General features: G+C 52.5%; 20 protein-coding genes and 8 pseudogenes. 14 read left to right on the top strand and 14 right to left on the bottom strand.

What is annotated here, in order from left to right; translation table 11 throughout:
- Nucleotides 1-49: 49 nt before the first annotated feature.
- A pseudogene (gene aadA1, locus ACQG2Q_RS20885) lies at nt 50-888 on the bottom strand (ANT(3'')-Ia family aminoglycoside nucleotidyltransferase AadA1).
- Nucleotides 889-1,033: 145 nt separating this feature from the next.
- Here aadA1 and intI1 point away from each other — a divergent pair.
- The 4 genes and pseudogenes from intI1 (at nt 1,034) to ACQG2Q_RS20865 (ending at nt 5,723) form a co-directional block, all read left to right on the top strand.
- The gene (gene intI1 / locus ACQG2Q_RS20880) at nt 1,034-2,047 is read left to right on the top strand and encodes a class 1 integron integrase IntI1 (RefSeq protein ID WP_000845039.1); all 1,014 of its coding nucleotides are present in this window, start codon (nt 1,034-1,036) and stop codon (nt 2,045-2,047) included.
- Nucleotides 2,048-2,117: 70 nt separating this feature from the next.
- Entirely contained in the window at nt 2,118-2,822 is a 705-nt protein-coding gene (locus ACQG2Q_RS20875; RefSeq protein ID WP_001067855.1) for an IS6-like element IS26 family transposase, read from the top strand.
- Between the two features lie 51 nt (nt 2,823-2,873).
- A pseudogene (locus ACQG2Q_RS20870) lies at nt 2,874-4,640 on the top strand (Tn3 family transposase); the annotation flags it as partial.
- Between the two features lie 78 nt (nt 4,641-4,718).
- Nucleotides 4,719-5,723 carry an IS110-like element IS5075 family transposase gene (locus tag ACQG2Q_RS20865; protein WP_000427614.1) on the top strand — a complete coding sequence of 335 codons (1,005 nt, stop codon included), beginning with the start codon at nt 4,719-4,721 and terminating at the stop codon, nt 5,721-5,723.
- Nucleotides 5,724-5,976: 253 nt separating this feature from the next.
- Here ACQG2Q_RS20865 and ACQG2Q_RS20860 read toward each other — a convergent pair.
- A pseudogene (locus ACQG2Q_RS20860) lies at nt 5,977-6,081 on the bottom strand (Arm DNA-binding domain-containing protein); the annotation flags it as partial.
- Nucleotides 6,082-6,410: 329 nt separating this feature from the next.
- Here ACQG2Q_RS20860 and sul2 point away from each other — a divergent pair.
- From sul2 to ACQG2Q_RS20845, 3 genes are read left to right on the top strand one after another with little or no spacing between them, the layout of a single operon-like run.
- Entirely contained in the window at nt 6,411-7,226 is an 816-nt protein-coding gene (sul2, locus tag ACQG2Q_RS20855; protein ID WP_001043260.1) for a sulfonamide-resistant dihydropteroate synthase Sul2, read from the top strand.
- A gap of 60 nt (nt 7,227-7,286) precedes the next feature.
- Nucleotides 7,287-8,090, top strand: coding sequence for an aminoglycoside O-phosphotransferase APH(3'')-Ib (gene aph(3'')-Ib / locus ACQG2Q_RS20850; protein ID WP_001082319.1), 804 nt, complete (start codon nt 7,287-7,289; stop codon nt 8,088-8,090).
- Nucleotides 8,090-8,926 carry an aminoglycoside O-phosphotransferase APH(6)-Id gene (locus ACQG2Q_RS20845; protein WP_000480968.1) on the top strand — a complete coding sequence of 279 codons (837 nt, stop codon included), beginning with the start codon at nt 8,090-8,092 and terminating at the stop codon, nt 8,924-8,926. The genes aph(3'')-Ib and ACQG2Q_RS20845 overlap by 1 nt, the downstream gene beginning before the upstream one ends.
- A 106-nt stretch (nt 8,927-9,032) precedes the next feature.
- Here ACQG2Q_RS20845 and ACQG2Q_RS20840 read toward each other — a convergent pair.
- The 3 genes and pseudogenes from ACQG2Q_RS20840 to ACQG2Q_RS20830 all read right to left on the bottom strand — a co-directional run.
- Nucleotides 9,033-9,437, bottom strand: a pseudogene (locus ACQG2Q_RS20840) (IS91 family transposase); the annotation flags it as partial.
- 209 nt (nt 9,438-9,646) lie between these two features.
- Complete coding sequence (locus tag ACQG2Q_RS20835) at nt 9,647-10,507, bottom strand: broad-spectrum class A beta-lactamase TEM-1 (RefSeq protein ID WP_000027057.1); 861 nt, start codon at nt 10,505-10,507, stop codon at nt 9,647-9,649.
- A gap of 182 nt (nt 10,508-10,689) precedes the next feature.
- Nucleotides 10,690-11,247 carry a recombinase family protein gene (locus tag ACQG2Q_RS20830; protein ID WP_001235713.1) on the bottom strand — a complete coding sequence of 186 codons (558 nt, stop codon included), beginning with the start codon at nt 11,245-11,247 and terminating at the stop codon, nt 10,690-10,692.
- Nucleotides 11,248-11,410: 163 nt separating this feature from the next.
- On the opposite strand from ACQG2Q_RS20830, the pseudogene ACQG2Q_RS20825 reads away from it, so the two are divergent.
- From ACQG2Q_RS20825 to ACQG2Q_RS20815, 3 genes and pseudogenes are all read left to right on the top strand, one after another.
- Nucleotides 11,411-11,617: pseudogene (locus tag ACQG2Q_RS20825) on the top strand (DUF4158 domain-containing protein); the annotation flags it as partial.
- A gap of 193 nt (nt 11,618-11,810) precedes the next feature.
- Nucleotides 11,811-13,073 carry an IS1380-like element ISEcp1 family transposase gene (locus ACQG2Q_RS20820; RefSeq protein WP_000608644.1) on the top strand — a complete coding sequence of 421 codons (1,263 nt, stop codon included), beginning with the start codon at nt 11,811-11,813 and terminating at the stop codon, nt 13,071-13,073.
- 255 nt (nt 13,074-13,328) lie between these two features.
- Nucleotides 13,329-14,204, top strand: coding sequence for an extended-spectrum class A beta-lactamase CTX-M-15 (locus tag ACQG2Q_RS20815; RefSeq protein ID WP_000239590.1), 876 nt, complete (start codon nt 13,329-13,331; stop codon nt 14,202-14,204).
- A gap of 46 nt (nt 14,205-14,250) precedes the next feature.
- Here ACQG2Q_RS20815 and ACQG2Q_RS20810 read toward each other — a convergent pair whose 3' ends face one another.
- The gene (locus ACQG2Q_RS20810; protein WP_116961751.1) at nt 14,251-14,544 is read right to left on the bottom strand and encodes a WbuC family cupin fold metalloprotein; all 294 of its coding nucleotides are present in this window, start codon (nt 14,542-14,544) and stop codon (nt 14,251-14,253) included.
- A gap of 64 nt (nt 14,545-14,608) precedes the next feature.
- Here ACQG2Q_RS20810 and ACQG2Q_RS20805 point away from each other — a divergent pair.
- Nucleotides 14,609-16,837 (top strand): annotated as a pseudogene (locus tag ACQG2Q_RS20805) (Tn3-like element Tn3 family transposase); the annotation flags it as partial.
- Between the two features lie 67 nt (nt 16,838-16,904).
- The gene (locus tag ACQG2Q_RS20800) at nt 16,905-17,609 is read left to right on the top strand and encodes an IS6-like element IS26 family transposase (RefSeq protein WP_001067855.1); all 705 of its coding nucleotides are present in this window, start codon (nt 16,905-16,907) and stop codon (nt 17,607-17,609) included.
- On the opposite strand, the gene ACQG2Q_RS20795 is transcribed toward ACQG2Q_RS20800, so the two are convergent.
- The 3 genes from ACQG2Q_RS20795 to aac(3)-IIe all read right to left on the bottom strand — a co-directional run bounded on the left by ACQG2Q_RS20795 (nt 17,555) and on the right by aac(3)-IIe (nt 20,218).
- Nucleotides 17,555-18,711, bottom strand: a protein-coding gene (locus ACQG2Q_RS20795; protein ID WP_165587319.1) for an IS3 family transposase whose coding sequence is annotated in 2 segments (ribosomal slippage) — nt 17,555-18,453 and nt 18,453-18,711 — 1,158 coding nt in all. Because the reading frame shifts where the segments join, the coding sequence is not laid out codon by codon here. The genes ACQG2Q_RS20800 and ACQG2Q_RS20795 overlap by 55 nt on opposite strands.
- A 91-nt stretch (nt 18,712-18,802) precedes the next feature.
- Entirely contained in the window at nt 18,803-19,345 is a 543-nt protein-coding gene (locus ACQG2Q_RS20790) for an AAA family ATPase (RefSeq protein WP_002063889.1), read from the bottom strand.
- A gap of 12 nt (nt 19,346-19,357) precedes the next feature.
- Complete coding sequence (gene aac(3)-IIe, locus ACQG2Q_RS20785; RefSeq protein WP_000557452.1) at nt 19,358-20,218, bottom strand: aminoglycoside N-acetyltransferase AAC(3)-IIe; 861 nt, start codon at nt 20,216-20,218, stop codon at nt 19,358-19,360.
- 106 nt (nt 20,219-20,324) lie between these two features.
- Here aac(3)-IIe and ACQG2Q_RS20780 point away from each other — a divergent pair, with 106 nt between their 5' ends.
- A complete protein-coding gene (locus ACQG2Q_RS20780; RefSeq protein ID WP_001067855.1) occupies nt 20,325-21,029 on the top strand; it encodes an IS6-like element IS26 family transposase in 705 nt (234 codons plus the stop codon).
- A gap of 53 nt (nt 21,030-21,082) precedes the next feature.
- On the opposite strand, the pseudogene ACQG2Q_RS20775 reads toward ACQG2Q_RS20780, so the two are convergent.
- The 4 genes and pseudogenes from ACQG2Q_RS20775 to ACQG2Q_RS20760 form a co-directional block, all read right to left on the bottom strand.
- A pseudogene (locus ACQG2Q_RS20775) lies at nt 21,083-21,523 on the bottom strand (CatB-related O-acetyltransferase); the annotation flags it as partial.
- A gap of 137 nt (nt 21,524-21,660) precedes the next feature.
- Nucleotides 21,661-22,491: an oxacillin-hydrolyzing class D beta-lactamase OXA-1 gene (locus ACQG2Q_RS20770; RefSeq protein ID WP_001334766.1), complete on the bottom strand. Its 831-nt coding sequence runs from the start codon at nt 22,489-22,491 to the stop codon at nt 21,661-21,663.
- A gap of 130 nt (nt 22,492-22,621) precedes the next feature.
- Complete coding sequence (locus ACQG2Q_RS20765; protein WP_063840321.1) at nt 22,622-23,176, bottom strand: fluoroquinolone-acetylating aminoglycoside 6'-N-acetyltransferase AAC(6')-Ib-cr5; 555 nt, start codon at nt 23,174-23,176, stop codon at nt 22,622-22,624.
- A gap of 143 nt (nt 23,177-23,319) precedes the next feature.
- Nucleotides 23,320-24,024, bottom strand: coding sequence for an IS6-like element IS26 family transposase (locus ACQG2Q_RS20760; RefSeq protein ID WP_001067855.1), 705 nt, complete (start codon nt 24,022-24,024; stop codon nt 23,320-23,322).
- 65 nt (nt 24,025-24,089) lie between these two features.
- Between ACQG2Q_RS20760 and ACQG2Q_RS20755 the strand changes: the two are divergent.
- A pseudogene (locus ACQG2Q_RS20755) lies at nt 24,090-24,593 on the top strand (Tn3 family transposase); the annotation flags it as partial.
- A gap of 32 nt (nt 24,594-24,625) precedes the next feature.
- Here ACQG2Q_RS20755 and ACQG2Q_RS20750 read toward each other — a convergent pair.
- Nucleotides 24,626-25,231 carry a recombinase family protein gene (locus tag ACQG2Q_RS20750; protein ID WP_000509966.1) on the bottom strand — a complete coding sequence of 202 codons (606 nt, stop codon included), beginning with the start codon at nt 25,229-25,231 and terminating at the stop codon, nt 24,626-24,628.
- Between the last annotated feature and the right edge of the window lie 84 nt (nt 25,232-25,315).

Below are 25,315 nucleotides of genomic sequence, written 5' to 3'. Positions count from 1 at the left end.
GATAGTTTGGCTGTGAGCAATTATGTGCTTAGTGCATCTAACGCTTGAGTTAAGCCGCGCCGCGAAGCGGCGTCGGCTTGAACGAATTGTTAGACATTATTTGCCGACTACCTTGGTGATCTCGCCTTTCACGTAGTGAACAAATTCTTCCAACTGATCTGCGCGCGAGGCCAAGCGATCTTCTTCTTGTCCAAGATAAGCCTGTCTAGCTTCAAGTATGACGGGCTGATACTGGGCCGGCAGGCGCTCCATTGCCCAGTCGGCAGCGACATCCTTCGGCGCGATTTTGCCGGTTACTGCGCTGTACCAAATGCGGGACAACGTAAGCACTACATTTCGCTCATCGCCAGCCCAGTCGGGCGGCGAGTTCCATAGCGTTAAGGTTTCATTTAGCGCCTCAAATAGATCCTGTTCAGGAACCGGATCAAAGAGTTCCTCCGCCGCTGGACCTACCAAGGCAACGCTATGTTCTCTTGCTTTTGTCAGCAAGATAGCCAGATCAATGTCGATCGTGGCTGGCTCGAAGATACCTGCAAGAATGTCATTGCGCTGCCATTCTCCAAATTGCAGTTCGCGCTTAGCTGGATAACGCCACGGAATGATGTCGTCGTGCACAACAATGGTGACTTCTACAGCGCGGAGAATCTCGCTCTCTCCAGGGGAAGCCGAAGTTTCCAAAAGGTCGTTGATCAAAGCTCGCCGCGTTGTTTCATCAAGCCTTACGGTCACCGTAACCAGCAAATCAATATCACTGTGTGGCTTCAGGCCGCCATCCACTGCGGAGCCGTACAAATGTACGGCCAGCAACGTCGGTTCGAGATGGCGCTCGATGACGCCAACTACCTCTGATAGTTGAGTCGATACTTCGGCGATCATCGCTTCCCTCATGATGTTTAACTTTGTTTTAGGGCGACTGCCCTGCTGCGTAACATCGTTGCTGCTCCATAACATCAAACATCGACCCACGGCGTAACGCGCTTGCTGCTTGGATGCCCGAGGCATAGACTGTACAAAAAAACAGTCATAACAAGCCATGAAAACCGCCACTGCGCCGTTACCACCGCTGCGTTCGGTCAAGGTTCTGGACCAGTTGCGTGAGCGCATACGCTACTTGCATTACAGCTTACCAACCGAACAGGCTTATGTCCACTGGGTTCGTGCCTTCATCCGTTTCCACGGTGTGCGTCACCCGGCAACCTTGGGCAGCAGCGAAGTCGAGGCATTTCTGTCCTGGCTGGCGAACGAGCGCAAGGTTTCGGTCTCCACGCATCGTCAGGCATTGGCGGCCTTGCTGTTCTTCTACGGCAAGGTGCTGTGCACGGATCTGCCCTGGCTTCAGGAGATCGGAAGACCTCGGCCGTCGCGGCGCTTGCCGGTGGTGCTGACCCCGGATGAAGTGGTTCGCATCCTCGGTTTTCTGGAAGGCGAGCATCGTTTGTTCGCCCAGCTTCTGTATGGAACGGGCATGCGGATCAGTGAGGGTTTGCAACTGCGGGTCAAGGATCTGGATTTCGATCACGGCACGATCATCGTGCGGGAGGGCAAGGGCTCCAAGGATCGGGCCTTGATGTTACCCGAGAGCTTGGCACCCAGCCTGCGCGAGCAGCTGTCGCGTGCACGGGCATGGTGGCTGAAGGACCAGGCCGAGGGCCGCAGCGGCGTTGCGCTTCCCGACGCCCTTGAGCGGAAGTATCCGCGCGCCGGGCATTCCTGGCCGTGGTTCTGGGTTTTTGCGCAGCACACGCATTCGACCGATCCACGGAGCGGTGTCGTGCGTCGCCATCACATGTATGACCAGACCTTTCAGCGCGCCTTCAAACGTGCCGTAGAACAAGCAGGCATCACGAAGCCCGCCACACCGCACACCCTCCGCCACTCGTTCGCGACGGCCTTGCTCCGCAGCGGTTACGACATTCGAACCGTGCAGGATCTGCTCGGCCATTCCGACGTCTCTACGACGATGATTTACACGCATGTGCTGAAAGTTGGCGGTGCCGGAGTGCGCTCACCGCTTGATGCGCTGCCGCCCCTCACTAGTGAGAGGTAGGGCAGCGGGCACTGTTGCAAATAGTCGGTGGTGATAAACTTATCATCCCCTTTTGCTGATGGAGCTGCACATGAACCCATTCAAAGGCCGGCATTTTCAGCGTGACATCATTCTGTGGGCCGTACGCTGGTACTGCAAATACGGCATCAGTTACCGTGAGCTGCAGGAGATGCTGGCTGAACGCGGAGTGAATGTCGATCACTCCACGATTTACCGCTGGGTTCAGCGTTATGCGCCTGAAATGGAAAAACGGCTGCGCTGGTACTGGCGTAACCCTTCCGATCTTTGCCCGTGGCACATGGATGAAACCTACGTGAAGGTCAATGGCCGCTGGGCGTATCTGTACCGGGCCGTCGACAGCCGGGGCCGCACTGTCGATTTTTATCTCTCCTCCCGTCGTAACAGCAAAGCTGCATACCGGTTTCTGGGTAAAATCCTCAACAACGTGAAGAAGTGGCAGATCCCGCGATTCATCAACACGGATAAAGCGCCCGCCTATGGTCGCGCGCTTGCTCTGCTCAAACGCGAAGGCCGGTGCCCGTCTGACGTTGAACACCGACAGATTAAGTACCGGAACAACGTGATTGAATGCGATCATGGCAAACTGAAACGGATAATCGGCGCCACGCTGGGATTTAAATCCATGAAGACGGCTTACGCCACCATCAAAGGTATTGAGGTGATGCGTGCACTACGCAAAGGCCAGGCCTCAGCATTTTATTATGGTGATCCCCTGGGCGAAATGCGCCTGGTAAGCAGAGTTTTTGAAATGTAAGGCCTTTGAATAAGACAAAAGGCTGCCTCATCGCTAACTTTGCAACAGTGCCAGCTGCGGGCCGCTCCCGCCGCGAAGGACGTGCTCGACGCCATCGAGGTGCTGCGCGGCATGAACAGCGACAACGCCCGCAAGGTGCCCGCCGACGCGCCGACCGAGTTCATCAAGCCGCGCTGGCAGAAGCTGGTCATGACCGACACCGGCATCGACCGGCGCTACTACGAACTGTGCGCGCTGTCGGAGATGAAGAACGCGTTGCGTTCCGGCGACATCTGGGTGCAGGGGTCGCGCCAGTTCAAGGACTTCGAGGACTACCTGGTGCCGCCCGCGAAATTCGCCAGCCTCAAGCAGGCCAGCGAATTGCCGCTGGCCGTGGCCACCGACTGCAACCGGTACCTGAACGACCGGCTGACGCTGCTGGAAACACAGCTTGCCACCGTCAACCGTATGGCGACGGCCAACGAGCTGCCGGACGCCATCATCACCGAGTCAGGCTTGAAGATCACGCCGCTCGACGCGGCGGTACCCGACACCGCCCAAGCGCTGATCGACCAGACGGCAATGATCCTGCCGCACGTCAAGATCACCGAACTGCTGCTGGAGGTGGACGAATGGACGGGCTTCACTCGGCATTTCGCGCATCTGAAATCGGGCGACCCGGCCAAAGACAAGAACCTGTTGCTGACCACGATCCTCGCCGACGCGATCAACCTGGGCCTGACCAAGATGGCGGAGTCTTGCCCCGGCACGACCTACGCCAAGCTGGCTTGGCTGCAAGCCTGGCACATCCGCGACGAAACCTACGGGGCGGCGCTGGCCGATCTGGTCAACGCACAGTTCCGCCATCCCTTCGCCGAGCACTGGGGCGACGGCACCACCTCATCGTCGGACGGCCAGAACTTCCGCACCGGCAGCAAGGCCGAGAGCACCGGCCACATCAACCCGAAATACGGGAGCAGCCCAGGGCGGACGTTCTACACCCACATTTCTGACCAGTACGCGCCATTTCACACCAAGGTCGTGAACGTCGGCGTGCGCGATTCGACCTACGTGCTCGACGGCCTGCTGTACCACGAGTCCGACTTGCGGATCGAGGAGCATTACACCGACACGGCGGGCTTCACCGATCACGTCTTCGCCCTGATGCACCTCCTGGGCTTCCGCTTCGCGCCGCGCATCCGCGACCTGGGCGACACCAAGCTCTACATCCCGAAGGGCGACGCCGCCTATGACGCGCTGAAACCCATGATCGGCGGCACGCTCAACATCAAGCACGTCCGCGCCCATTGGGACGAAATCCTGCGGCTGGCCACCTCGATCAAGCAGGGCACGGTGACGGCCTCCCTGATGCTCCGAAAGCTCGGCAGCTACCCACGCCAGAACGGCCTGGCCGTGGCGCTCCGCGAGCTGGGCCGCATCGAGCGCACGCTGTTCATCCTGGACTGGCTGCAAAGCGTGGAACTGCGCCGCCGCGTGCATGCCGGCCTGAACAAGGGCGAGGCGCGCAATGCGCTGGCCAGGGCAGTGTTTTTCAACCGCCTGGGTGAAATCCGCGACCGCAGTTTCGAGCAGCAGCGCTACCGGGCTAGCGGCCTCAATCTGGTAACGGCTGCCGTCGTGTTGTGGAACACGGTCTATCTGGAACGGGCTGCGCACGCGCTGCGTGGCAACGGCCATGCCGTTGATGACGCGCTGTTGCAGTACCTGTCGCCGCTCGGTTGGGAGCACATCAACCTCACCGGCGATTACCTCTGGCGCAGCAGCGCCAAGATCGGCGCGGGCAAGTTCAGGCCGCTACGACCGCTGCAACCGGCTTAGCGTGCTTTATTTAATGAGATGGTCACTCCCTCCTTCCCAGTACTATGCTGAGGACAGGCTTTCATTCGGAGAACCATCATGGAAAACATTGCGCTTATTGGTATCGATCTGGGTAAGAACTCTTTCCATATTCATTGTCAGGATCATCGTGGGAAGGCCGTTTACCGTAAAAAATTCACCCGACCAAAGCTAATCGAATTTCTGGCGACATGCCCGGCAACAACCATCGCGATGGAAGCCTGTGGCGGTTCTCACTTTATGGCACGCAAGCTGGCAGAGTTAGGGCATTTTCCAAAGCTGATATCACCGCAATTTGTCCGCCCATTCGTTAAAAGCAACAAAAATGACTTCGTTGATGCTGAAGCTATCTGTGAAGCAGCATCACGTCCATCTATGCGTTTCGTGCAGCCCAGAACCGAATCTCAGCAGGCAATGCGAGCTCTGCATCGTGTCCGTGAATCCCTGGTTCAGGATAAGGTGAAAACAACTAATCAGATGCATGCTTTTCTGCTGGAATTTGGTATCAGCGTTCCGCGAGGTGCTGCCGTTATTAGTCGACTGAGTACCCTTCTTGAGGACAGTAGTTTGCCTCTTTATCTCAGCCAGTTACTGCTGAAATTACAACAGCATTATCACTATCTTGTTGAGCAGATTAAAGATCTGGAATCTCAGTTGAAACGAAAGTTGGACGAAGATGAGGTTGGACAGCGCTTGCTGAGTATTCCCTGCGTTGGAACGCTGACTGCCAGTACTATTTCAACTGAGATTGGCGACGGGAAGCAGTACGCCAGCAGCCGTGACTTTGCGGCGGCAACAGGGCTGGTACCCCGACAGTACAGCACGGGAGGTCGGACGACATTGTTAGGGATTAGCAAGCGGGGCAACAAAAAGATCCGAACTTTGTTGGTTCAGTGTGCCAGGGTATTCATACAAAAACTGGAACACCAGTCTGGCAAGTTGGCCGACTGGGTCAGGGAGTTGTTGTGTCGGAAAAGCAACTTTGTCGTCACCTGTGCTCTGGCAAACAAGCTGGCCAGAATAGCCTGGGCACTGACGGCGCGACAGCAAACTTACGAAGCATAAAGGCAGAAATACACCAGTTTAAACAATCATTCATCTGGTTTTGCGAATACTGATATTGATGATACTAACGGCCCACCGGCCTGTTGAGGAACCTGTAAAACGGAAAGGCTCATTGAAGCCGTATATTTTCTGGAGGTTCATCAGGCGCGGAACTCATCGAGGCGCGGGAATAAAATCCCATTCAGACGCCGGATAGATTCAAGCAAGCCAACTTGTCGTCAAAATCGGTGTTGCAAAAACGGGAGTGACCATAGATTCCGTTTTCTGAGGCGACCCCCACATAGAGACCTTCCCGGTCATTCACTTTGTAGAGTTTGTCCCTGGGCTTGAGATTGCGCAGCTTGGTATCGGTCAGCATGTACCTTGTCCTTCTTCGTCTCCGATACCCACTCTATTGTAAACAAGACATTTTTATCTTTTATATTCAATGGCTTATTTTCCTGCTAATTGGTAATACCATGAAAAATACCATGCTCAGAAAAGGCTTAACAATATTTTGAAAAATTGCCTACTGAGCGCTGCCGCACAGCTCCATAGGCCGCTTTCCTGGCTTTGCTTCCAGATGTATGCTATTCTGCTCCTGCAGCTAATGGAGCACCGCAAACAGGTTACTCGCCTGGGGATTCCCTTTCGACCCGAGCATCCGTATGAGACTCATGCTCGATTATTATTATTATAGAAGCCCCCATGAATAAATCGCTCATCATTTTCGGCATCGTCAACATAACCTCGGACAGTTTCTCCGATGGAGGCCGGTATCTGGCGCCAGACGCAGCCATTGCGCAGGCGCGTAAGCTGATGGCCGAGGGGGCAGATGTGATCGACCTCGGTCCGGCATCCAGCAATCCCGACGCCGCGCCTGTTTCGTCCGACACAGAAATCGCGCGTATCGCGCCGGTGCTGGACGCGCTCAAGGCAGATGGCATTCCCGTCTCGCTCGACAGTTATCAACCCGCGACGCAAGCCTATGCCTTGTCGCGTGGTGTGGCCTATCTCAATGATATTCGCGGTTTTCCAGACGCTGCGTTCTATCCGCAATTGGCGAAATCATCTGCCAAACTCGTCGTTATGCATTCGGTGCAAGACGGGCAGGCAGATCGGCGCGAGGCACCCGCTGGCGACATCATGGATCACATTGCGGCGTTCTTTGACGCGCGCATCGCGGCGCTGACGGGTGCCGGTATCAAACGCAACCGCCTTGTCCTTGATCCCGGCATGGGGTTTTTTCTGGGGGCTGCTCCCGAAACCTCGCTCTCGGTGCTGGCGCGGTTCGATGAATTGCGGCTGCGCTTCGATTTGCCGGTGCTTCTGTCTGTTTCGCGCAAATCCTTTCTGCGCGCGCTCACAGGCCGTGGTCCGGGGGATGTCGGGGCCGCGACACTCGCTGCAGAGCTTGCCGCCGCCGCAGGTGGAGCTGACTTCATCCGCACACACGAGCCGCGCCCCTTGCGCGACGGGCTGGCGGTATTGGCGGCGCTGAAAGAAACCGCAAGAATTCGTTAACTGCACATTCGGGATATTTCTCTATATTCGCGCTTCATCAGAAAACTGAAGGAACCTCCATTGAATCGAACTAATATTTTTTTTGGTGAATCGCATTCTGACTGGTTGCCTGTCAGAGGCGGAGAATCTGGTGATTTTGTTTTTCGACGTGGTGACGGGCATGCCTTCGCGAAAATCGCACCTGCTTCCCGCCGCGGTGAGCTCGCTGGAGAGCGTGACCGCCTCATTTGGCTCAAAGGTCGAGGTGTGGCTTGCCCCGAGGTCATCAACTGGCAGGAGGAACAGGAGGGTGCATGCTTGGTGATAACGGCAATTCCGGGAGTACCGGCGGCTGATCTGTCTGGAGCGGATTTGCTCAAAGCGTGGCCGTCAATGGGGCAGCAACTTGGCGCTGTTCACAGCCTATCGGTTGATCAATGTCCGTTTGAGCGCAGGCTGTCGCGAATGTTCGGACGCGCCGTTGATGTGGTGTCCCGCAATGCCGTCAATCCCGACTTCTTACCGGACGAGGACAAGAGTACGCCGCAGCTCGATCTTTTGGCTCGTGTCGAACGAGAGCTACCGGTGCGGCTCGACCAAGAGCGCACCGATATGGTTGTTTGCCATGGTGATCCCTGCATGCCGAACTTCATGGTGGACCCTAAAACTCTTCAATGCACGGGTCTGATCGACCTTGGGCGGCTCGGAACAGCAGATCGCTATGCCGATTTGGCACTCATGATTGCTAACGCCGAAGAGAACTGGGCAGCGCCAGATGAAGCAGAGCGCGCCTTCGCTGTCCTATTCAATGTATTGGGGATCGAAGCCCCCGACCGCGAACGCCTTGCCTTCTATCTGCGATTGGACCCTCTGACTTGGGGTTGATGTTCATGCCGCCTGTTTTTCCTGCTCATTGGCACGTTTCGCAACCTGTTCTCATTGCGGACACCTTTTCCAGCCTCGTTTGGAAAGTTTCATTGCCAGACGGGACTCCTGCAATCGTCAAGGGATTGAAACCTATAGAAGACATTGCTGATGAACTGCGCGGGGCCGACTATCTGGTATGGCGCAATGGGAGGGGAGCAGTCCGGTTGCTCGGTCGTGAGAACAATCTGATGTTGCTCGAATATGCCGGGGAGCGAATGCTCTCTCACATCGTTGCCGAGCACGGCGACTACCAGGCGACCGAAATTGCAGCGGAACTAATGGCGAAGCTGTATGCCGCATCTGAGGAACCCCTGCCTTCTGCCCTTCTCCCGATCCGGGATCGCTTTGCAGCTTTGTTTCAGCGGGCGCGCGATGATCAAAACGCAGGTTGTCAAACTGACTACGTCCACGCGGCGATTATAGCCGATCAAATGATGAGCAATGCCTCGGAACTGCGTGGGCTACATGGCGATCTGCATCATGAAAACATCATGTTCTCCAGTCGCGGCTGGCTGGTGATAGATCCCGTCGGTCTGGTCGGTGAAGTGGGCTTTGGCGCCGCCAATATGTTCTACGATCCGGCTGACAGAGACGACCTTTGTCTCGATCCTAGACGCATTGCACAGATGGCGGACGCATTCTCTCGTGCGCTGGACGTCGATCCGCGTCGCCTGCTCGACCAGGCGTACGCTTATGGGTGCCTTTCCGCAGCTTGGAACGCGGATGGAGAAGAGGAGCAACGCGATCTAGCTATCGCGGCCGCGATCAAGCAGGTGCGACAGACGTCATACTAGATATCAAGCGACTTCTCCTATCCCCTGGGAACACATCAATCTCACCGGAGAATATCGCTGGCCAAAGCCTTAGCGTAGGATTCCGCCCCTTCCCGCAAACGACCCCAAACAGGAAACGCAGCTGAAACGGGAAGCTCAACACCCACTGACGCATGGGTTGTTCAGGCAGTACTTCATCAACCAGCAAGGCGGCACTTTCGGCCATCCGCCGCGCCCCACAGCTCGGGCAGAAACCGCGACGCTTACAGCTGAAAGCGACCAGGTGCTCGGCGTGGCAAGACTCGCAGCGAACCCGTAGAAAGCCATGCTCCAGCCGCCCGCATTGGAGAAATTCTTCAAATTCCCGTTGCACATAGCCCGGCAATTCCTTTCCCTGCTCTGCCATAAGCGCAGCGAATGCCGGGTAATACTCGTCAACGATCTGATAGAGAAGGGTTTGCTCGGGTCGGTGGCTCTGGTAACGACCAGTATCCCGATCCCGGCTGGCCGTCCTGGCCGCCACATGAGGCATGTTCCGCGTCCTTGCAATACTGTGTTTACATACAGTCTATCGCTTAGCGGAAAGTTCTTTTAGGGGTCTGACGCTCAGTGGAACGAAAACTCACGTTAAGGGATTTTGGTCATGAGATTATCAAAAAGGATCTTCACCTAGATCCTTTTAAATTAAAAATGAAGTTTTAAATCAATCTAAAGTATATATGAGTAAACTTGGTCTGACAGTTACCAATGCTTAATCAGTGAGGCACCTATCTCAGCGATCTGTCTATTTCGTTCATCCATAGTTGCCTGACTCCCCGTCGTGTAGATAACTACGATACGGGAGGGCTTACCATCTGGCCCCAGTGCTGCAATGATACCGCGAGACCCACGCTCACCGGCTCCAGATTTATCAGCAATAAACCAGCCAGCCGGAAGGGCCGAGCGCAGAAGTGGTCCTGCAACTTTATCCGCCTCCATCCAGTCTATTAATTGTTGCCGGGAAGCTAGAGTAAGTAGTTCGCCAGTTAATAGTTTGCGCAACGTTGTTGCCATTGCTGCAGGCATCGTGGTGTCACGCTCGTCGTTTGGTATGGCTTCATTCAGCTCCGGTTCCCAACGATCAAGGCGAGTTACATGATCCCCCATGTTGTGCAAAAAAGCGGTTAGCTCCTTCGGTCCTCCGATCGTTGTCAGAAGTAAGTTGGCAGCAGTGTTATCACTCATGGTTATGGCAGCACTGCATAATTCTCTTACTGTCATGCCATCCGTAAGATGCTTTTCTGTGACTGGTGAGTACTCAACCAAGTCATTCTGAGAATAGTGTATGCGGCGACCGAGTTGCTCTTGCCCGGCGTCAACACGGGATAATACCGCACCACATAGCAGAACTTTAAAAGTGCTCATCATTGGAAAACGTTCTTCGGGGCGAAAACTCTCAAGGATCTTACCGCTGTTGAGATCCAGTTCGATGTAACCCACTCGTGCACCCAACTGATCTTCAGCATCTTTTACTTTCACCAGCGTTTCTGGGTGAGCAAAAACAGGAAGGCAAAATGCCGCAAAAAAGGGAATAAGGGCGACACGAAAATGTTGAATACTCATACTCTTCCTTTTTCAATATTATTGAAGCATTTACCAGGGTTATTGTCTCATGAGCGGATACATATTTGAATGTATTTAGAAAAATAAACAAATAGGGGTTCCGCGCACATTTCCCCGAAAAGTGCCACCTGACGTCTAAGAAACCATTATTATCATGACATTAACCTATAAAAATAGGCGTATCACGAGGCCCTTTCGTCTTCAAGAATTTTATAAACCGTGGAGCGGGCAATACTGAGCTGATGAGCAATTTCCGTTGCACCAGTGCCCTTCTGATGAAGCGTCAGCACGACGTTCCTGTCCACGGTACGCCTGCGGCCAAATTTGATTCCTTTCAGCTTTGCTTCCTGTCGGCCCTCATTCGTGCGTTCTAGGATCCTCCGGCGTTCAGCCTGTGCCACAGCCGACAGGATGGTGACCACCATTTGCCCCATATCACCGTCGGTACTGATCCCGTCATCAATGAACCGGACTGCCACGCCCTGAGCGTCAAATTCCTTTATCAGTTGGATCATATCGGCAGTGTCGCGGCCAAGACGGTCGAGCTTCTTAACCAGAATGACATCACCTTCCTCCACCTTCATCCTCAGCAAATCCAGCCCTTCCCGGTCTGTTGAACTGCCGGATGCCTTATCGGTAAATATACGGTTTGCTTTCACACCTGCGTCTTTGAGTGCTCTGACCTGAAGATCAAGAGACTGCTGACTGGTTGAGACCCGAGCGTAACCAAAAAGTCGCATAAAAATGTACCTTAAATCGAATATCGGACAACTCATGTCTATTATTACAAATTTACGATTTAATAGACATATTAATGTAACAGTTTTACGATGTCCGATAATTTATAACATTTCGTACGGTTGGAAAAATGTTACTAAATGCCCGTCAGGCAGGGAGGCCGATATGCCCGTTGACTTTCTGACCACTGAGCAGACTGAAAGCTATGGCAGATTCACCGGTGAACCGGATGAGCTTCAGCTGGCACGATATTTTCACCTTGATGAAGCAGACAAGGAATTTATCGGAAAAAGCAGAGGTGATCACAACCGTCTGGGCATTGCCCTGCAAATTGGATGTGTCCGTTTTCTGGGCACCTTCCTCACCGATATGAATCATACCTAGATTCTACGTCAGTACTTCAAAAAGCATAATCAAAGCCTTGATAAATATGCATTCCTTCGAAATTCAGCTTTCACCCATTGGGTGAAAGAAAAGTGCTCAAAAATATGTTAAATTATCAGCTTTTATGACTCGATATATGGTAAAATAATAGTAAGAAAAGTAGTAAAAAGGGGTTCTAATTATGATTAATAAAATTGATTTCAAAGCTAAGAATCTAACATCAAATGCAGGTCTTTTTCTGCTCCTTGAGAATGCAAAAAGCAATGGGATTTTTGATTTTATTGAAAATGACCTCGTATTTGATAATGACTCAACAAATAAAATCAAGATGAATCATATAAAGACCATGCTCTGCGGTCACTTCATTGGCATTGATAAGTTAGAACGTCTAAAGCTACTTCAAAATGATCCCCTCGTCAACGAGTTTGATATTTCCGTAAAAGAACCTGAAACAGTGTCACGGTTTCTAGGAAACTTCAACTTCAAGACAACCCAAATGTTTAGAGACATTAATTTTAAAGTCTTTAAAAAACTGCTCACTAAAAGTAAATTGACATCCATTACGATTGATATTGATAGTAGTGTAATTAACGTAGAAGGTCATCAAGAAGGTGCGTCAAAAGGATATAATCCTAAGAAACTGGGAAACCGATGCTACAATATCCAATTTGCATTTTGCGACGAATTAAAAGCATATGTTACCGGATTTGTAAGAAGTGGCAATACTTACACTGCAAACGGTGCTGCGGAAATGATCAAAGAAATTGTTGCTAACATCAAATCAGACGATTTAGAAATTTTATTTCGAATGGATAGTGGCTACTTTGATGAAAAAATTATCGAAACGATAGAATCTCTTGGATGCAAATATTTAATTAAAGCCAAAAGTTATTCTACACTCACCTCACAAGCAACGAATTCATCAATTGTATTCGTTAAAGGAGAAGAAGGTAGAGAAACTACAGAACTGTATACAAAATTAGTTAAATGGGAAAAAGACAGAAGATTTGTCGTATCTCGCGTACTGAAACCAGAAAAAGAAAGAGCACAATTATCACTTTTAGAAGGTTCCGAATACGACTACTTTTTCTTTGTAACAAATACTACCTTGCTTTCTGAAAAAGTAGTTATATACTATGAAAAGCGTGGTAATGCTGAAAACTATATCAAAGAAGCCAAATACGACATGGCGGTGGGTCATCTCTTGCTAAAGTCATTTTGGGCGAATGAAGCCGTGTTTCAAATGATGATGCTTTCATATAACCTATTTTTGTTGTTCAAGTTTGATTCCTTGGACTCTTCAGAATACAGACAGCAAATAAAGACCTTTCGTTTGAAGTATGTATTTCTTGCAGCAAAAATAATCAAAACCGCAAGATATGTAATCATGAAGTTGTCGGAAAACTATCCGTACAAGGGAGTGTATGAAAAATGTCTGGTATAATAAGAATATCATCAATAAAATTGAGTGTTGCTCTGTGGATAACTTGCAGAGTTTATTAAGTATCATTGCAGCAAAGATGAAATCAATGATTTATCAAAAATGATTGAAAGGTGGTTGTAAATAATGTTACAATGTGTGAGAAGCAGTCTAAATTCTTCGTGAAATAGTGATTTTTGAAGCTAATAAAAAACACACGTGGAATTTAGGGACTATTCATGTTGTTGTTATTTCGTATCTTCCAGAATAAGGAATCCCATGGTTAAAAAATCACTGCGCCAGTTCACGCTGATGGCGACGGCAACCGTCACGCTGTTGTTAGGAAGTGTGCCGCTGTATGCGCAAACGGCGGACGTACAGCAAAAACTTGCCGAATTAGAGCGGCAGTCGGGAGGCAGACTGGGTGTGGCATTGATTAACACAGCAGATAATTCGCAAATACTTTATCGTGCTGATGAGCGCTTTGCGATGTGCAGCACCAGTAAAGTGATGGCCGCGGCCGCGGTGCTGAAGAAAAGTGAAAGCGAACCGAATCTGTTAAATCAGCGAGTTGAGATCAAAAAATCTGACCTTGTTAACTATAATCCGATTGCGGAAAAGCACGTCAATGGGACGATGTCACTGGCTGAGCTTAGCGCGGCCGCGCTACAGTACAGCGATAACGTGGCGATGAATAAGCTGATTGCTCACGTTGGCGGCCCGGCTAGCGTCACCGCGTTCGCCCGACAGCTGGGAGACGAAACGTTCCGTCTCGACCGTACCGAGCCGACGTTAAACACCGCCATTCCGGGCGATCCGCGTGATACCACTTCACCTCGGGCAATGGCGCAAACTCTGCGGAATCTGACGCTGGGTAAAGCATTGGGCGACAGCCAACGGGCGCAGCTGGTGACATGGATGAAAGGCAATACCACCGGTGCAGCGAGCATTCAGGCTGGACTGCCTGCTTCCTGGGTTGTGGGGGATAAAACCGGCAGCGGTGGCTATGGCACCACCAACGATATCGCGGTGATCTGGCCAAAAGATCGTGCGCCGCTGATTCTGGTCACTTACTTCACCCAGCCTCAACCTAAGGCAGAAAGCCGTCGCGATGTATTAGCGTCGGCGGCTAAAATCGTCACCGACGGTTTGTAATAGCGGAAACGGAATGGGGAAACTCATTCCGTTTTTGTTTATCGCCTTAGACGGCAAAAGTGCTGTCGCCCACCTGCGCTTGCGCATACCAGGCCATAAGCTCCGTGGTTCCTGGTTCTCCTTCCGCTGGAGCCCAGTGCGCATAGTCATCGGCAGCCACGGGTTGATAGCCACCGTGTTTTACTTCAAAAATTATGCCACCGGTATCCAGCGACAGCACGGCATGCCAGGTTCCTGCGGCCATCTCCAGCACCGTACAGGTTTCCCCCAATATCGCCCGATGGGTGACGGTACCCCGATCGTCAAAATTCAGCACCACGAAACGACCCCTTAATGGCAACAGTAGCTCGAAGGTGTGAGGGTGTCGGTGCGGGCGCACGTAGGTCCCAGGTCATATTCCTTCCGGCGTCCGGCATTTTACCGCCAGACAGCTCGGGATTCGTGATATCACCGTTCTTGCAGAATACGGTCAGAGGGAAAATACCCGCCGTGAGCATGCAGCGCTGATACGTCAGCACTATCAGTATCGTGAATTTGCCTGGCCCTGGACATTTCGCCTTACCCGTCTTTTATATACCCGGAGCTGGATAAGCAACGAACGTCCTGGCCTGCTTTTCGATCTGGCGACAGGGTGGCTTATGCAACATCGTATTATTCTCCCCGGAGCCACTACGCTGACCCGGTTGATTTCAGAGGTAAGGGAAAAGGCGACGTTGCGCCTGTGGAACAAACTGGCACTGATACCGTCAGCCGAACAGCGTTCACAGCTGGAGATGCTGCTGGGGCCAACTGATTGCAGCCGCCTGTCTTTACTGGAATCACTGAAAAAGGGCCCTGTGACCATCAGTGGTCCGGCGTTTAATGAAGCAATTGAACGCTGGAAAACTCTGAACGATTTTGGCCTGCATGCTGAAAACCTGAGTACACTCCCGGCTGTGCGCCTGAAAAATCTCGCACGTTATGCTGGTATGACTTCGGTGTTCAATATTGCCAGGATGTCACCGCAGAAAAGGATGGCGGTTCTGGTTGCCTTTGTCCTTGCATGGGAAACGCTGGCGCTGGATGATGCATTGGACGTTCTGGACGCCATGCTGGCCGTTATCATCCGTGACGCCAGAAAGATTGGGCAGAAAAAACGGCTCCGCTCGCTGAAGGATCTGGATAAATCTGCATTGGCGCTCGCCAGCGCATGTTCGTACCTGCTGAAAGAAGAAACACCGGACGAATCGATTCGTGCTGAGGTGTTCAGCTACATCCCAAGGCAAAAGCTGGCTGAAATCATCACGCTTGTCCGTGAAATTGCCCGGCCCTCAGACGATAATTTTCATGAAGAAATGGTGGAGCAGTACGGGCGCGTTCGTCGTTTCCTGCCCCATCTGCTGAATACCGTTAAATTTTCATCCGCACCTGCCGGGGTTACCACTCTGAATGCCTGTGACTACCTCAGCCGGGAGTTCAGCTCACGGCGGCAGTTTTTTGACGACGCACCAACGGAAATTATCAGTCGGTCATGGAAACGGCTGGTGATTAACAAGGAAAAACATATCACCCGCAGGGGATACACGCTCTGCTTTCTCAGTAAACTGCAGGATAGTCTGAGGCGGAGGGATGTCTACGTTACCGGCAGTAACCGGTGGGGAGATCCTCGTGCAAGATTACTACAGGGTGCTGACTGGCAGGCAAACCGGATTAAGGTTTATCGTTCTTTGGGGCACCCGACAGACCCGCAGGAAGCAATAAAATCTCTGGGTCATCAGCTTGATAGTCGTTACAGACAGGTTGCTGCACGTCTTTGCGAAAATGAGGCTGTCGAACTCGATGTTTCTGGCCCGAAGCCCCGGTTGACAATTTCTCCCCTCGCCAGTCTTGATGAGCCGGACAGTCTGAAACGACTGAGCAAAATGATCAGTGATCTACTCCCTCCGGTGGATTTAACGGAGTTGCTGCTCGAAATTAACGCCCATACCGGATTTGCTGATGAGTTTTTCCATGCTAGTGAAGCCAGTGCCAGAGTTGATGATCTGCCCGTCAGCATCAGCGCCGTGCTGATGGCTGAAGCCTGCAATATCGGTCTGGAACCACTGATCAGATCAAATGTTCCTGCACTGACCCGACACCGGCTGAACTGGACAAAAGCGAACTATCTGCGGGCTGAAACTATCACCAGCGCTAATGCCAGACTGGTTGATTTTCAGGCAACGCTGCCACTGGCACAGATATGGGGTGGAGGAGAAGTGGCATCTGCAGATGGAATGCGCTTTGTTACGCCAGTCAGAACAATCAATGCCGGACCGAACCGCAAATACTTTGGTAATAACAGAGGGATCACCTGGTACAACTTTGTGTCCGATCAGTATTCCGGCTTTCATGGCATCGTTATACCGGGGACGCTGAGGGACTCTATCTTTGTGCTGGAAGGTCTTCTGGAACAGGAGACCGGGCTGAATCCAACCGAAATTATGACCGATACAGCAGGTGCCAGCGAACTTGTCTTTGGCCTTTTCTGGCTGCTGGGATACCAGTTTTCTCCACGCCTGGCTGATGCCGGTGCTTCGGTTTTCTGGCGAATGGACCATGATGCCGACTATGGCGTGCTGAATGATATTGCCAGAGGGCAATCAGATCCCCGAAAAATAGGGCACTGTTGCAAATAGTCGGTGGTGATAAACTTATCATCCCCTTTTGCTGATGGAGCTGCACATGAACCCATTCAAAGGCCGGCATTTTCAGCGTGACATCATTCTGTGGGCCGTACGCTGGTACTGCAAATACGGCATCAGTTACCGTGAGCTGCAGGAGATGCTGGCTGAACGCGGAGTGAATGTCGATCACTCCACGATTTACCGCTGGGTTCAGCGTTATGCGCCTGAAATGGAAAAACGGCTGCGCTGGTACTGGCGTAACCCTTCCGATCTTTGCCCGTGGCACATGGATGAAACCTACGTGAAGGTCAATGGCCGCTGGGCGTATCTGTACCGGGCCGTCGACAGCCGGGGCCGCACTGTCGATTTTTATCTCTCCTCCCGTCGTAACAGCAAAGCTGCATACCGGTTTCTGGGTAAAATCCTCAACAACGTGAAGAAGTGGCAGATCCCGCGATTCATCAACACGGATAAAGCGCCCGCCTATGGTCGCGCGCTTGCTCTGCTCAAACGCGAAGGCCGGTGCCCGTCTGACGTTGAACACCGACAGATTAAGTACCGGAACAACGTGATTGAATGCGATCATGGCAAACTGAAACGGATAATCGGCGCCACGCTGGGATTTAAATCCATGAAGACGGCTTACGCCACCATCAAAGGTATTGAGGTGATGCGTGCACTACGCAAAGGCCAGGCCTCAGCATTTTATTATGGTGATCCCCTGGGCGAAATGCGCCTGGTAAGCAGAGTTTTTGAAATGTAAGGCCTTTGAATAAGACAAAAGGCTGCCTCATCGCTAACTTTGCAACAGTGCCAATGTGGGCGTCTGGTGTTGTAGAAGTTCAGATATCGGGCGATGCCAGCGCGTGCCTCGGACACAGTCTTGTAGGCATGGAGGTAGACTTCCTCGTATTTGATCGAACGCCAGAGCCGCTCGACGAAGACATTGTCTCGCCACGCACCCTTGCCATCCATCGAGATGGCAATCTGTGACCTCTTCAGCACGGCGGTGAAGTCGATGGAGGTGAACTGCGATCCCTGGTCGGTATTGAAGATTTCCGGCCTGCCATGACGGGCAAGTGCCTCCTCCACCGCCTCGATGCAGAAGGCTGCTTCCATCGTGATCGACAACCGCCATGACAAGACCTTCCGGCTGAACCAGTCCACGACGGCGCACAGATAGACAAATCCCCGCGCCATGGGGATGTAGGTCAGGTCCATTGCCCACACCTGATTGGGCCGGGTGACTGCCAGCTTTCGTATGTGCCCTGGCGCTGGTTTCGAGGTGTTCGGGCGGCGGTAGATCGCCTTGATGCCCATCTTCTTCATCAGCGTGGCGACGTGTCGCCGCCCGGTCTCCAGACCTTCTCCTCTCAAGAGCCCTTGCAACATCCGACTTCCGGCAAAGGGGTAGTCGAGATGCAATTCGTCAATCCGGCGCATAAGGGCCAGATCGCCGTCAGACACCGGACGAGGCAGATAGTAGACGCTGCCACGGCTGAAGCCGAGAAGCTTCGCCTGGCGCACGACGGATAGCTTGTGCTCGCGGTCGATCATTTCTTTCCGCCCAGCAATCCCGCCTTGCCGAGCGCACCGGATAAAAAATCGTTCTCCAGTGTCAGTTCGCCGATTTTCGCGTGCAGCGTTTTGACATCGATGGTCGGACCCGACGGCTCCGCTTTCGTTTCATCGCCGAACACACCTGTCGCCCCCTCAAGGAGCTGGTCTTTCCATTGCTTGATCTGGTTGGCGTGCACATCGAACTGCTGGGACAACTCCACCAGCGTCTGCTCACCTCGGATGGCGGCAAGTGCCACCTTCGCCTTGAAAGCCGGGCTATGGTTCCGGCGCGGTCGTCTCGTCATGGTCTCTCCTGTTCCCGGCATCTAAGCCGAAGTCAGGCAGAAACTCCACTTATCCCCGCTGTGCAGATTTCCCGAGCCAGCTCTAAGGCGATCAGGTGCGCTGATCGAGTCTGTCGAGCACCATCGCTGCAAGTTCATCGCTGGTGTGTGCACCACTATCGAGAACACGGGTTGTGGACGGAAGCCGTTCCCTTGCGGCCAAGCATCGGGCGACATTCGCTAATCGCCACTCTCGAATCTCCGCATTCCGATTCGGGTCAGGATGCATGGTCTGGTTCGAGATCCGGTGACGCAATAGGTCCTCGTTAAGCATCAGAAAGATGTGCAGCAGCTGATCGTCGATCTGCCTTAACCCGTCGAGTATCTCAGTCAGATAGTCCGGGTGCACGAGCGTCATTGGGATGATGATGTCCTGCGAGTAATTCCTGCGAATCTCGCTGACCGCAGCGATCGTAAGTCCCCTCCACAAGGGGAGATCCTGATAGTCTCCGCTCGCTGGTATGGGGACCGTTTCTTTCACCACGAACCCGATTTCCTCAGGGTCAAAGATCAGCGATTTCGGACGCCGATCGCGCAGCCGCTCAGCGAGAGTCGTCTTTCCGGCGCCGAAAGGTCCGTTGATCCAGATTATCATTGTCGACGGCCTCTAACCGGAAGGCTCGCAAGAGCGCTGGGCGGCTTCGTGTGCTGGCACGATCGGAGTGGCTCCGAAGTGCTTCTCAAGATAGGTGACGCCGAACGTCACGATGTCCTGCGCGTCGAACAGGTAGCACTGAGCAAAGCCCACGACACCTTCTCGATGGCGACCGAGCTTCACGTAAGCATTTGCTATAGTTTCGACCGCATCCGGCTTTCCTTCGATAGCAAAGCAATCGAGAATGCCGTTTGAATCGTATTCTGATGCCGTTTTCCAGGCGACTTCACCGTTTCTTCCAAGCATCGGCATCTCATACGTCACCCATCGTTTGTTGGGGATATCCGCAACCGCCTCGGCGTAGTGCAATGCGGTAACGGAGTTTAGCGGCGCACCCAACAGCAGGGCCTTCCCGCCAAGGCGGACGAACCGCTCGACGGGCGACCCTTCCCCCAAGGCGTGACCGAGTTCGTGAGGCTCCGTCAGCGTTTCAGCTAGCGGACCAACCGCGACCATCGATGCATCGGGGTGCGCGCTGCGCCGCGCGCCGGGGGCTTGAACCAGAAATTGATTCAGCAGGCCGAACCCACGGTAAGTCCCGGCCGTTGCGGGATCGAACGGCGGCCAGGTACGGCGGGCTTTGTCATCCAACCGAGCGCCATTCAGAGTCTCCTCGTAGGGTGATCGGTCCCACGACGCGTATCCCATCACAGTGCCAGTCGGCCCAACCGCGGAGCGTAACGCGGCAACGACCGTCTCCGCTCCTCCTTCGACCGGACCAATCGCTTTAAGTGAGGCATGCACCATCAACAGGTCACCGGTTTGGACTCCTAATTTTCGAATTGCCTCCGTTATTGCCTTCCGCGTATGCATCGCGATATCTCCTCTAAACTGCAAAACACTATACCTATCGAGAGGCACTGTTGCAAATAGTCGGTGGTGATAAACTTATCATCCCCTTTTGCTGATGGAGCTGCACATGAACCCATTCAAAGGCCGGCATTTTCAGCGTGACATCATTCTGTGGGCCGTACGCTGGTACTGCAAATACGGCATCAGTTACCGTGAGCTGCAGGAGATGCTGGCTGAACGCGGAGTGAATGTCGATCACTCCACGATTTACCGCTGGGTTCAGCGTTATGCGCCTGAAATGGAAAAACGGCTGCGCTGGTACTGGCGTAACCCTTCCGATCTTTGCCCGTGGCACATGGATGAAACCTACGTGAAGGTCAATGGCCGCTGGGCGTATCTGTACCGGGCCGTCGACAGCCGGGGCCGCACTGTCGATTTTTATCTCTCCTCCCGTCGTAACAGCAAAGCTGCATACCGGTTTCTGGGTAAAATCCTCAACAACGTGAAGAAGTGGCAGATCCCGCGATTCATCAACACGGATAAAGCGCCCGCCTATGGTCGCGCGCTTGCTCTGCTCAAACGCGAAGGCCGGTGCCCGTCTGACGTTGAACACCGACAGATTAAGTACCGGAACAACGTGATTGAATGCGATCATGGCAAACTGAAACGGATAATCGGCGCCACGCTGGGATTTAAATCCATGAAGACGGCTTACGCCACCATCAAAGGTATTGAGGTGATGCGTGCACTACGCAAAGGCCAGGCCTCAGCATTTTATTATGGTGATCCCCTGGGCGAAATGCGCCTGGTAAGCAGAGTTTTTGAAATGTAAGGCCTTTGAATAAGACAAAAGGCTGCCTCATCGCTAACTTTGCAACAGTGCCCCACATCTTTTGTCACCAACGAGCGGCTGCCTATCACCGCACCGTGCCCGATCTTGATTCCGGGCATGACCATTGCCTCAGAGCCGATCCAAACGTCATTGCCAATGACAGTATTACCTGCTTTTTGGAAGGCATCGAGTGCGCTTGAGAATGCAGGTTCTTCCTGCATATAAAAGAACGGGAAAGATGATGCCCAGTCGTACCGATGCCCCTGATTGCCAGCCATGATAAAGGAAGCCCCACTCCCGATAGAGCAGAAACTACCGATGATCAACTTATCAACGTCATCACGGTCCGGAAACAGATACCGTGCGCAGTCATCGAATGAGTGCCCATGATAGTAGCCAGAGTAATAGCTGTACCGCCCAACTTTGATATTGGGGTTCTTCACTTGCTCAGAAAGCAGCTTGCCTTTGAAGGGGCTATCAAAGTAGTTGGTCATAAGAGATCCCGCGGTCTGTGACTTTGCCGTCTAACGTTTGAAATAAGGGGCGCCGAGCGCCAGCGAGGGGAGCCAAAAGCTTGCTTTTGGCCGTCCCGACTTGATTGAAGGGTTGGGCGATTTTGCCATTAGATTTTTTATAAATTTAGTGTGTTTAGAATGGTGATCGCATTTTTCTTGGCTTTTATGCTTGATGTTAAATTCGACCCCAAGTTTCCTGTAAGTGCGGACACAAAAACATATTTATGTCCTGATTTGCTTATAATAAACCCTTCAAACCATCCGTTTTGTAAGGTTCTATTTGCTGTGAATCCTGCACCAGTTTTCCCATACAGTTTTGTACTATTATCCAGATCTTGTAGATACATGTTCTCTATGGTGTTTTCTATGGCTGAGTTTTTAACTGGGAGATTGTGATTAATAATTTTACGCAGGAATTGAATTTGTTCTTCTGGTGAAATTTTTAAGCTACTTTCGAGCCATGCTTCTGTTAATCCGTTGTTTCTTTCTTTATCTCCAGAGAAGTCTTGATTTCCATAATCAAAATCTTTGAGATAATTCTTGATTTTATTTAATCCAATTTTTTGGGTTATTTCTTGCGAAACCCAAACAACAGAAAATTGCATCCACGTCTTTGGTGTATGATTGCTGTTCCAGATCTCCATTCCTTTGGGGGTTTTATCCCATTTGAATATGGTTTTCTGATCTATTATTTCCGCATCAAATGCCATAAGTGATAATGCGATCTTGAAAGTTGAATCTGGTGCCATTTGCGTTGCACACTTTGCTTTATTGAATTGAGCAATTTCAGCGTTTGTGGATGCATCGTAAAGTAAAAAACAACCTTCAGTTCCTTCAAATAATGGAGATGCAACAGTAGAGATATCTGTTGATGCACTGGCGCTGCTGTAGATAATATTTGCAATTATTAAAAAAATAGCGAAGTTGATATGTATTGTGTTTTTCATAATAAGTATTGGTTTGGTAAAGGGCTTAATTTTAACGGCTAACAATTAATGAGGCTCCGGGTTCGCCCAACGTTTGACATGAGGGGCGGCCAAGGGCGCCAGCCCTTGGACGTCCCCCTCGATGGAAGGGTTAGGCATCACTGCGTGTTCGCTCGAATGCCTGGCGTGTTTGAACCATGTACACGGCTGGACCATATGGGGTGGTTACGGTACCTTGCCTCTCAAACCCCGCTTTCTCGTAGCATCGGATCGCTCGCAAGTTGCTCGGCGACGGGTCCGTTTGGATCTTGGTGACCTCGGGATCATTGAACAGCAACTCAACCAGAGCTCGAACCAGCTTGGTTCCCAAGCCTTTGCCCAGTTGTGATGCATTCGCCAGTAACTGGTCTATTCCGCGTACTCCTGGATCGGTTTCTTCTTCCCACCGTCCGTCCCCGCTTCCAAGAGCAACGTACGACTGGGCATACCCAATCGGCTCTCCATTCAGCATTGCAATGTATGGAGTGACGGACTCTTGCGCTAAAACGCTTGGCAAGTACTGTTCCTGTACGTCAGCAAGTGTCGGGCGTGCTTCTTCTCCGCCCCACCACTCGACGATATGAGATCGATTTAGCCACTCATAGAGCATCGCAAGGTCATGCTCAGTCATGAGGCGCAGTGTGACGGAATCGTTGCTGTTGGTCACGATGCTGTACTTTGTGATGCCTAACTTTGTTTTTGCGTTGCTCATGATGTCTAACTCCCAATTTGTGTAGGGCTTATTATGCACGCTTAAAGGCACTGTTGCAAAGTTAGCGATGAGGCAGCCTTTTGTCTTATTCAAAGGCCTTACATTTCAAAAACTCTGCTTACCAGGCGCATTTCGCCCAGGGGATCACCATAATAAAATGCTGAGGCCTGGCCTTTGCGTAGTGCACGCATCACCTCAATACCTTTGATGGTGGCGTAAGCCGTCTTCATGGATTTAAATCCCAGCGTGGCGCCGATTATCCGTTTCAGTTTGCCATGATCGCATTCAATCACGTTGTTCCGGTACTTAATCTGTCGGTGTTCAACGTCAGACGGGCACCGGCCTTCGCGTTTGAGCAGAGCAAGCGCGCGACCATAGGCGGGCGCTTTATCCGTGTTGATGAATCGCGGGATCTGCCACTTCTTCACGTTGTTGAGGATTTTACCCAGAAACCGGTATGCAGCTTTGCTGTTACGACGGGAGGAGAGATAAAAATCGACAGTGCGGCCCCGGCTGTCGACGGCCCGGTACAGATACGCCCAGCGGCCATTGACCTTCACGTAGGTTTCATCCATGTGCCACGGGCAAAGATCGGAAGGGTTACGCCAGTACCAGCGCAGCCGTTTTTCCATTTCAGGCGCATAACGCTGAACCCAGCGGTAAATCGTGGAGTGATCGACATTCACTCCGCGTTCAGCCAGCATCTCCTGCAGCTCACGGTAACTGATGCCGTATTTGCAGTACCAGCGTACGGCCCACAGAATGATGTCACGCTGAAAATGCCGGCCTTTGAATGGGTTCATGTGCAGCTCCATCAGCAAAAGGGGATGATAAGTTTATCACCACCGACTATTTGCAACAGTGCCACTTCGACGACTACCTGCTGCCGGCCGAGAAGTTCGCCGCACTCAAGCGCGAGCAGGCCCTGCCCCTGGCGATCAACCCGAACAGCGACCAGTACCTGGAAGAGCGTTTGCAGCTGCTGGACGAGCAGTTGGCCACCGTCACCCGCCTGGCCAAGGACAACGAGCTGCCCGATGCCATCCTCACCGAGTCAGGGCTGAAAATCACCCCGCTGGATGCGGCGGTGCCGGATCGGGCGCAGGCGCTGATCGACCAAACCAGCCAGTTACTGCCGCGCATCAAGATCACCGAACTGCTGATGGACGTGGACGACTGGACGGGCTTCAGCCGCCACTTCACCCACTTGAAGGACGGGGCCGAGGCCAAAGACAGGACGTTGCTGCTGTCCGCAATCCTCGGTGATGCGATCAACCTCGGGCTGACCAAGATGGCCGAGTCGAGCCCCGGCCTGACCTACGCCAAGCTGTCCTGGCTGCAAGCCTGGCACATCCGCGACGAAACCTATTCGGGGTCGGTTCCGGCTGAGGGCGAAATGACACCCTAAGCGTTAGCTCTGTGTCGTTGCACGATGTCAGCGACGGTATTCTTGCTGATACCGAGCTCGCGTGCGATCCAGCGATAGCTGCGTCCCTCGGCCCTCATCGCAACCACCTTAGGCAAAAGTCGGTCTGATTTTGGTCGCACTCCGGCCTGACGACCAAGCCTCTTACCACGTGCCTTCGCAACAGCAAGGCCTGACTTGACCCGCTCGCTGATGAGATCCCGCTCAAACTCCGCAATGCCGGAAAGAAACGTCGCCAGCATTCGTCCATACGGCGACGAAAGATCGAACGCCATTCCATTCATGGCTATCACGGAAACCTTCCAGTTCTCCAGTTCACGTAGCGTATTGAGCAGATCGAGCGTCGAGCGCCCCCACCGGGAAAGCTCAGTGACCAGGATTGCATCAATTTGTCTGGACTGGGCAAGCGCCAGGACTTTCTTTCGCTCGGCCCGGTCGAGTTTAGTTCCTGAACCTGTTTCCTTAAATATTCCCACCACGTCGTAGCCGGCACGGCCGGCGAAGGCTCGCAGATCAAATTCCTGGCGTTCACAAGACTGATCCGCTGTTGAAACCCGGCAGTAAATGGCGGCACGATGTCCCAATTGAACCCTCCTGGATTTTTGTATCGGAACGCCCTGATTTATATGGGCTGGCTGTTGTCCAAAACAGACTATACTTCAAAAGGG

It is taken from the genome of Enterobacter cloacae complex sp. 370H10 (assembly GCF_050031535.1).
GTDB classification, from domain to species: domain Bacteria; phylum Pseudomonadota; class Gammaproteobacteria; order Enterobacterales; family Enterobacteriaceae; genus Enterobacter; species Enterobacter intestinihominis.
The sequence above is the reverse complement of the archived record's forward strand: the minus strand, read 5'-3'. Positions and strand labels throughout refer to the sequence as shown.

Coding starts and splice junctions, on each gene's coding strand:
- intI1 (WP_000845039.1), top strand. CDS start 1,034: ATGAAAACCGCCACTGCGCCGTTACCACCGCTGCGTTCGGTCAAGGTT.
- ACQG2Q_RS20875 (WP_001067855.1), top strand. CDS start 2,118: ATGAACCCATTCAAAGGCCGGCATTTTCAGCGTGACATCATTCTGTGG.
- ACQG2Q_RS20865 (WP_000427614.1), top strand. CDS start 4,719: ATGGAAAACATTGCGCTTATTGGTATCGATCTGGGTAAGAACTCTTTC.
- sul2 (WP_001043260.1), top strand. CDS start 6,411: ATGAATAAATCGCTCATCATTTTCGGCATCGTCAACATAACCTCGGAC.
- ACQG2Q_RS20845 (WP_000480968.1), top strand. CDS start 8,090: ATGTTCATGCCGCCTGTTTTTCCTGCTCATTGGCACGTTTCGCAACCT.
- ACQG2Q_RS20835 (WP_000027057.1), bottom strand. CDS start 10,507: ATGAGTATTCAACATTTTCGTGTCGCCCTTATTCCCTTTTTTGCGGCA.
- ACQG2Q_RS20830 (WP_001235713.1), bottom strand. CDS start 11,247: ATGCGACTTTTTGGTTACGCTCGGGTCTCAACCAGTCAGCAGTCTCTT.
- ACQG2Q_RS20820 (WP_000608644.1), top strand. CDS start 11,811: ATGATTAATAAAATTGATTTCAAAGCTAAGAATCTAACATCAAATGCA.
- ACQG2Q_RS20815 (WP_000239590.1), top strand. CDS start 13,329: ATGGTTAAAAAATCACTGCGCCAGTTCACGCTGATGGCGACGGCAACC.
- ACQG2Q_RS20800 (WP_001067855.1), top strand. CDS start 16,905: ATGAACCCATTCAAAGGCCGGCATTTTCAGCGTGACATCATTCTGTGG.
- ACQG2Q_RS20790 (WP_002063889.1), bottom strand. CDS start 19,345: ATGATAATCTGGATCAACGGACCTTTCGGCGCCGGAAAGACGACTCTC.
- ACQG2Q_RS20780 (WP_001067855.1), top strand. CDS start 20,325: ATGAACCCATTCAAAGGCCGGCATTTTCAGCGTGACATCATTCTGTGG.
- ACQG2Q_RS20770 (WP_001334766.1), bottom strand. CDS start 22,491: ATGAAAAACACAATACATATCAACTTCGCTATTTTTTTAATAATTGCA.
- ACQG2Q_RS20760 (WP_001067855.1), bottom strand. CDS start 24,024: ATGAACCCATTCAAAGGCCGGCATTTTCAGCGTGACATCATTCTGTGG.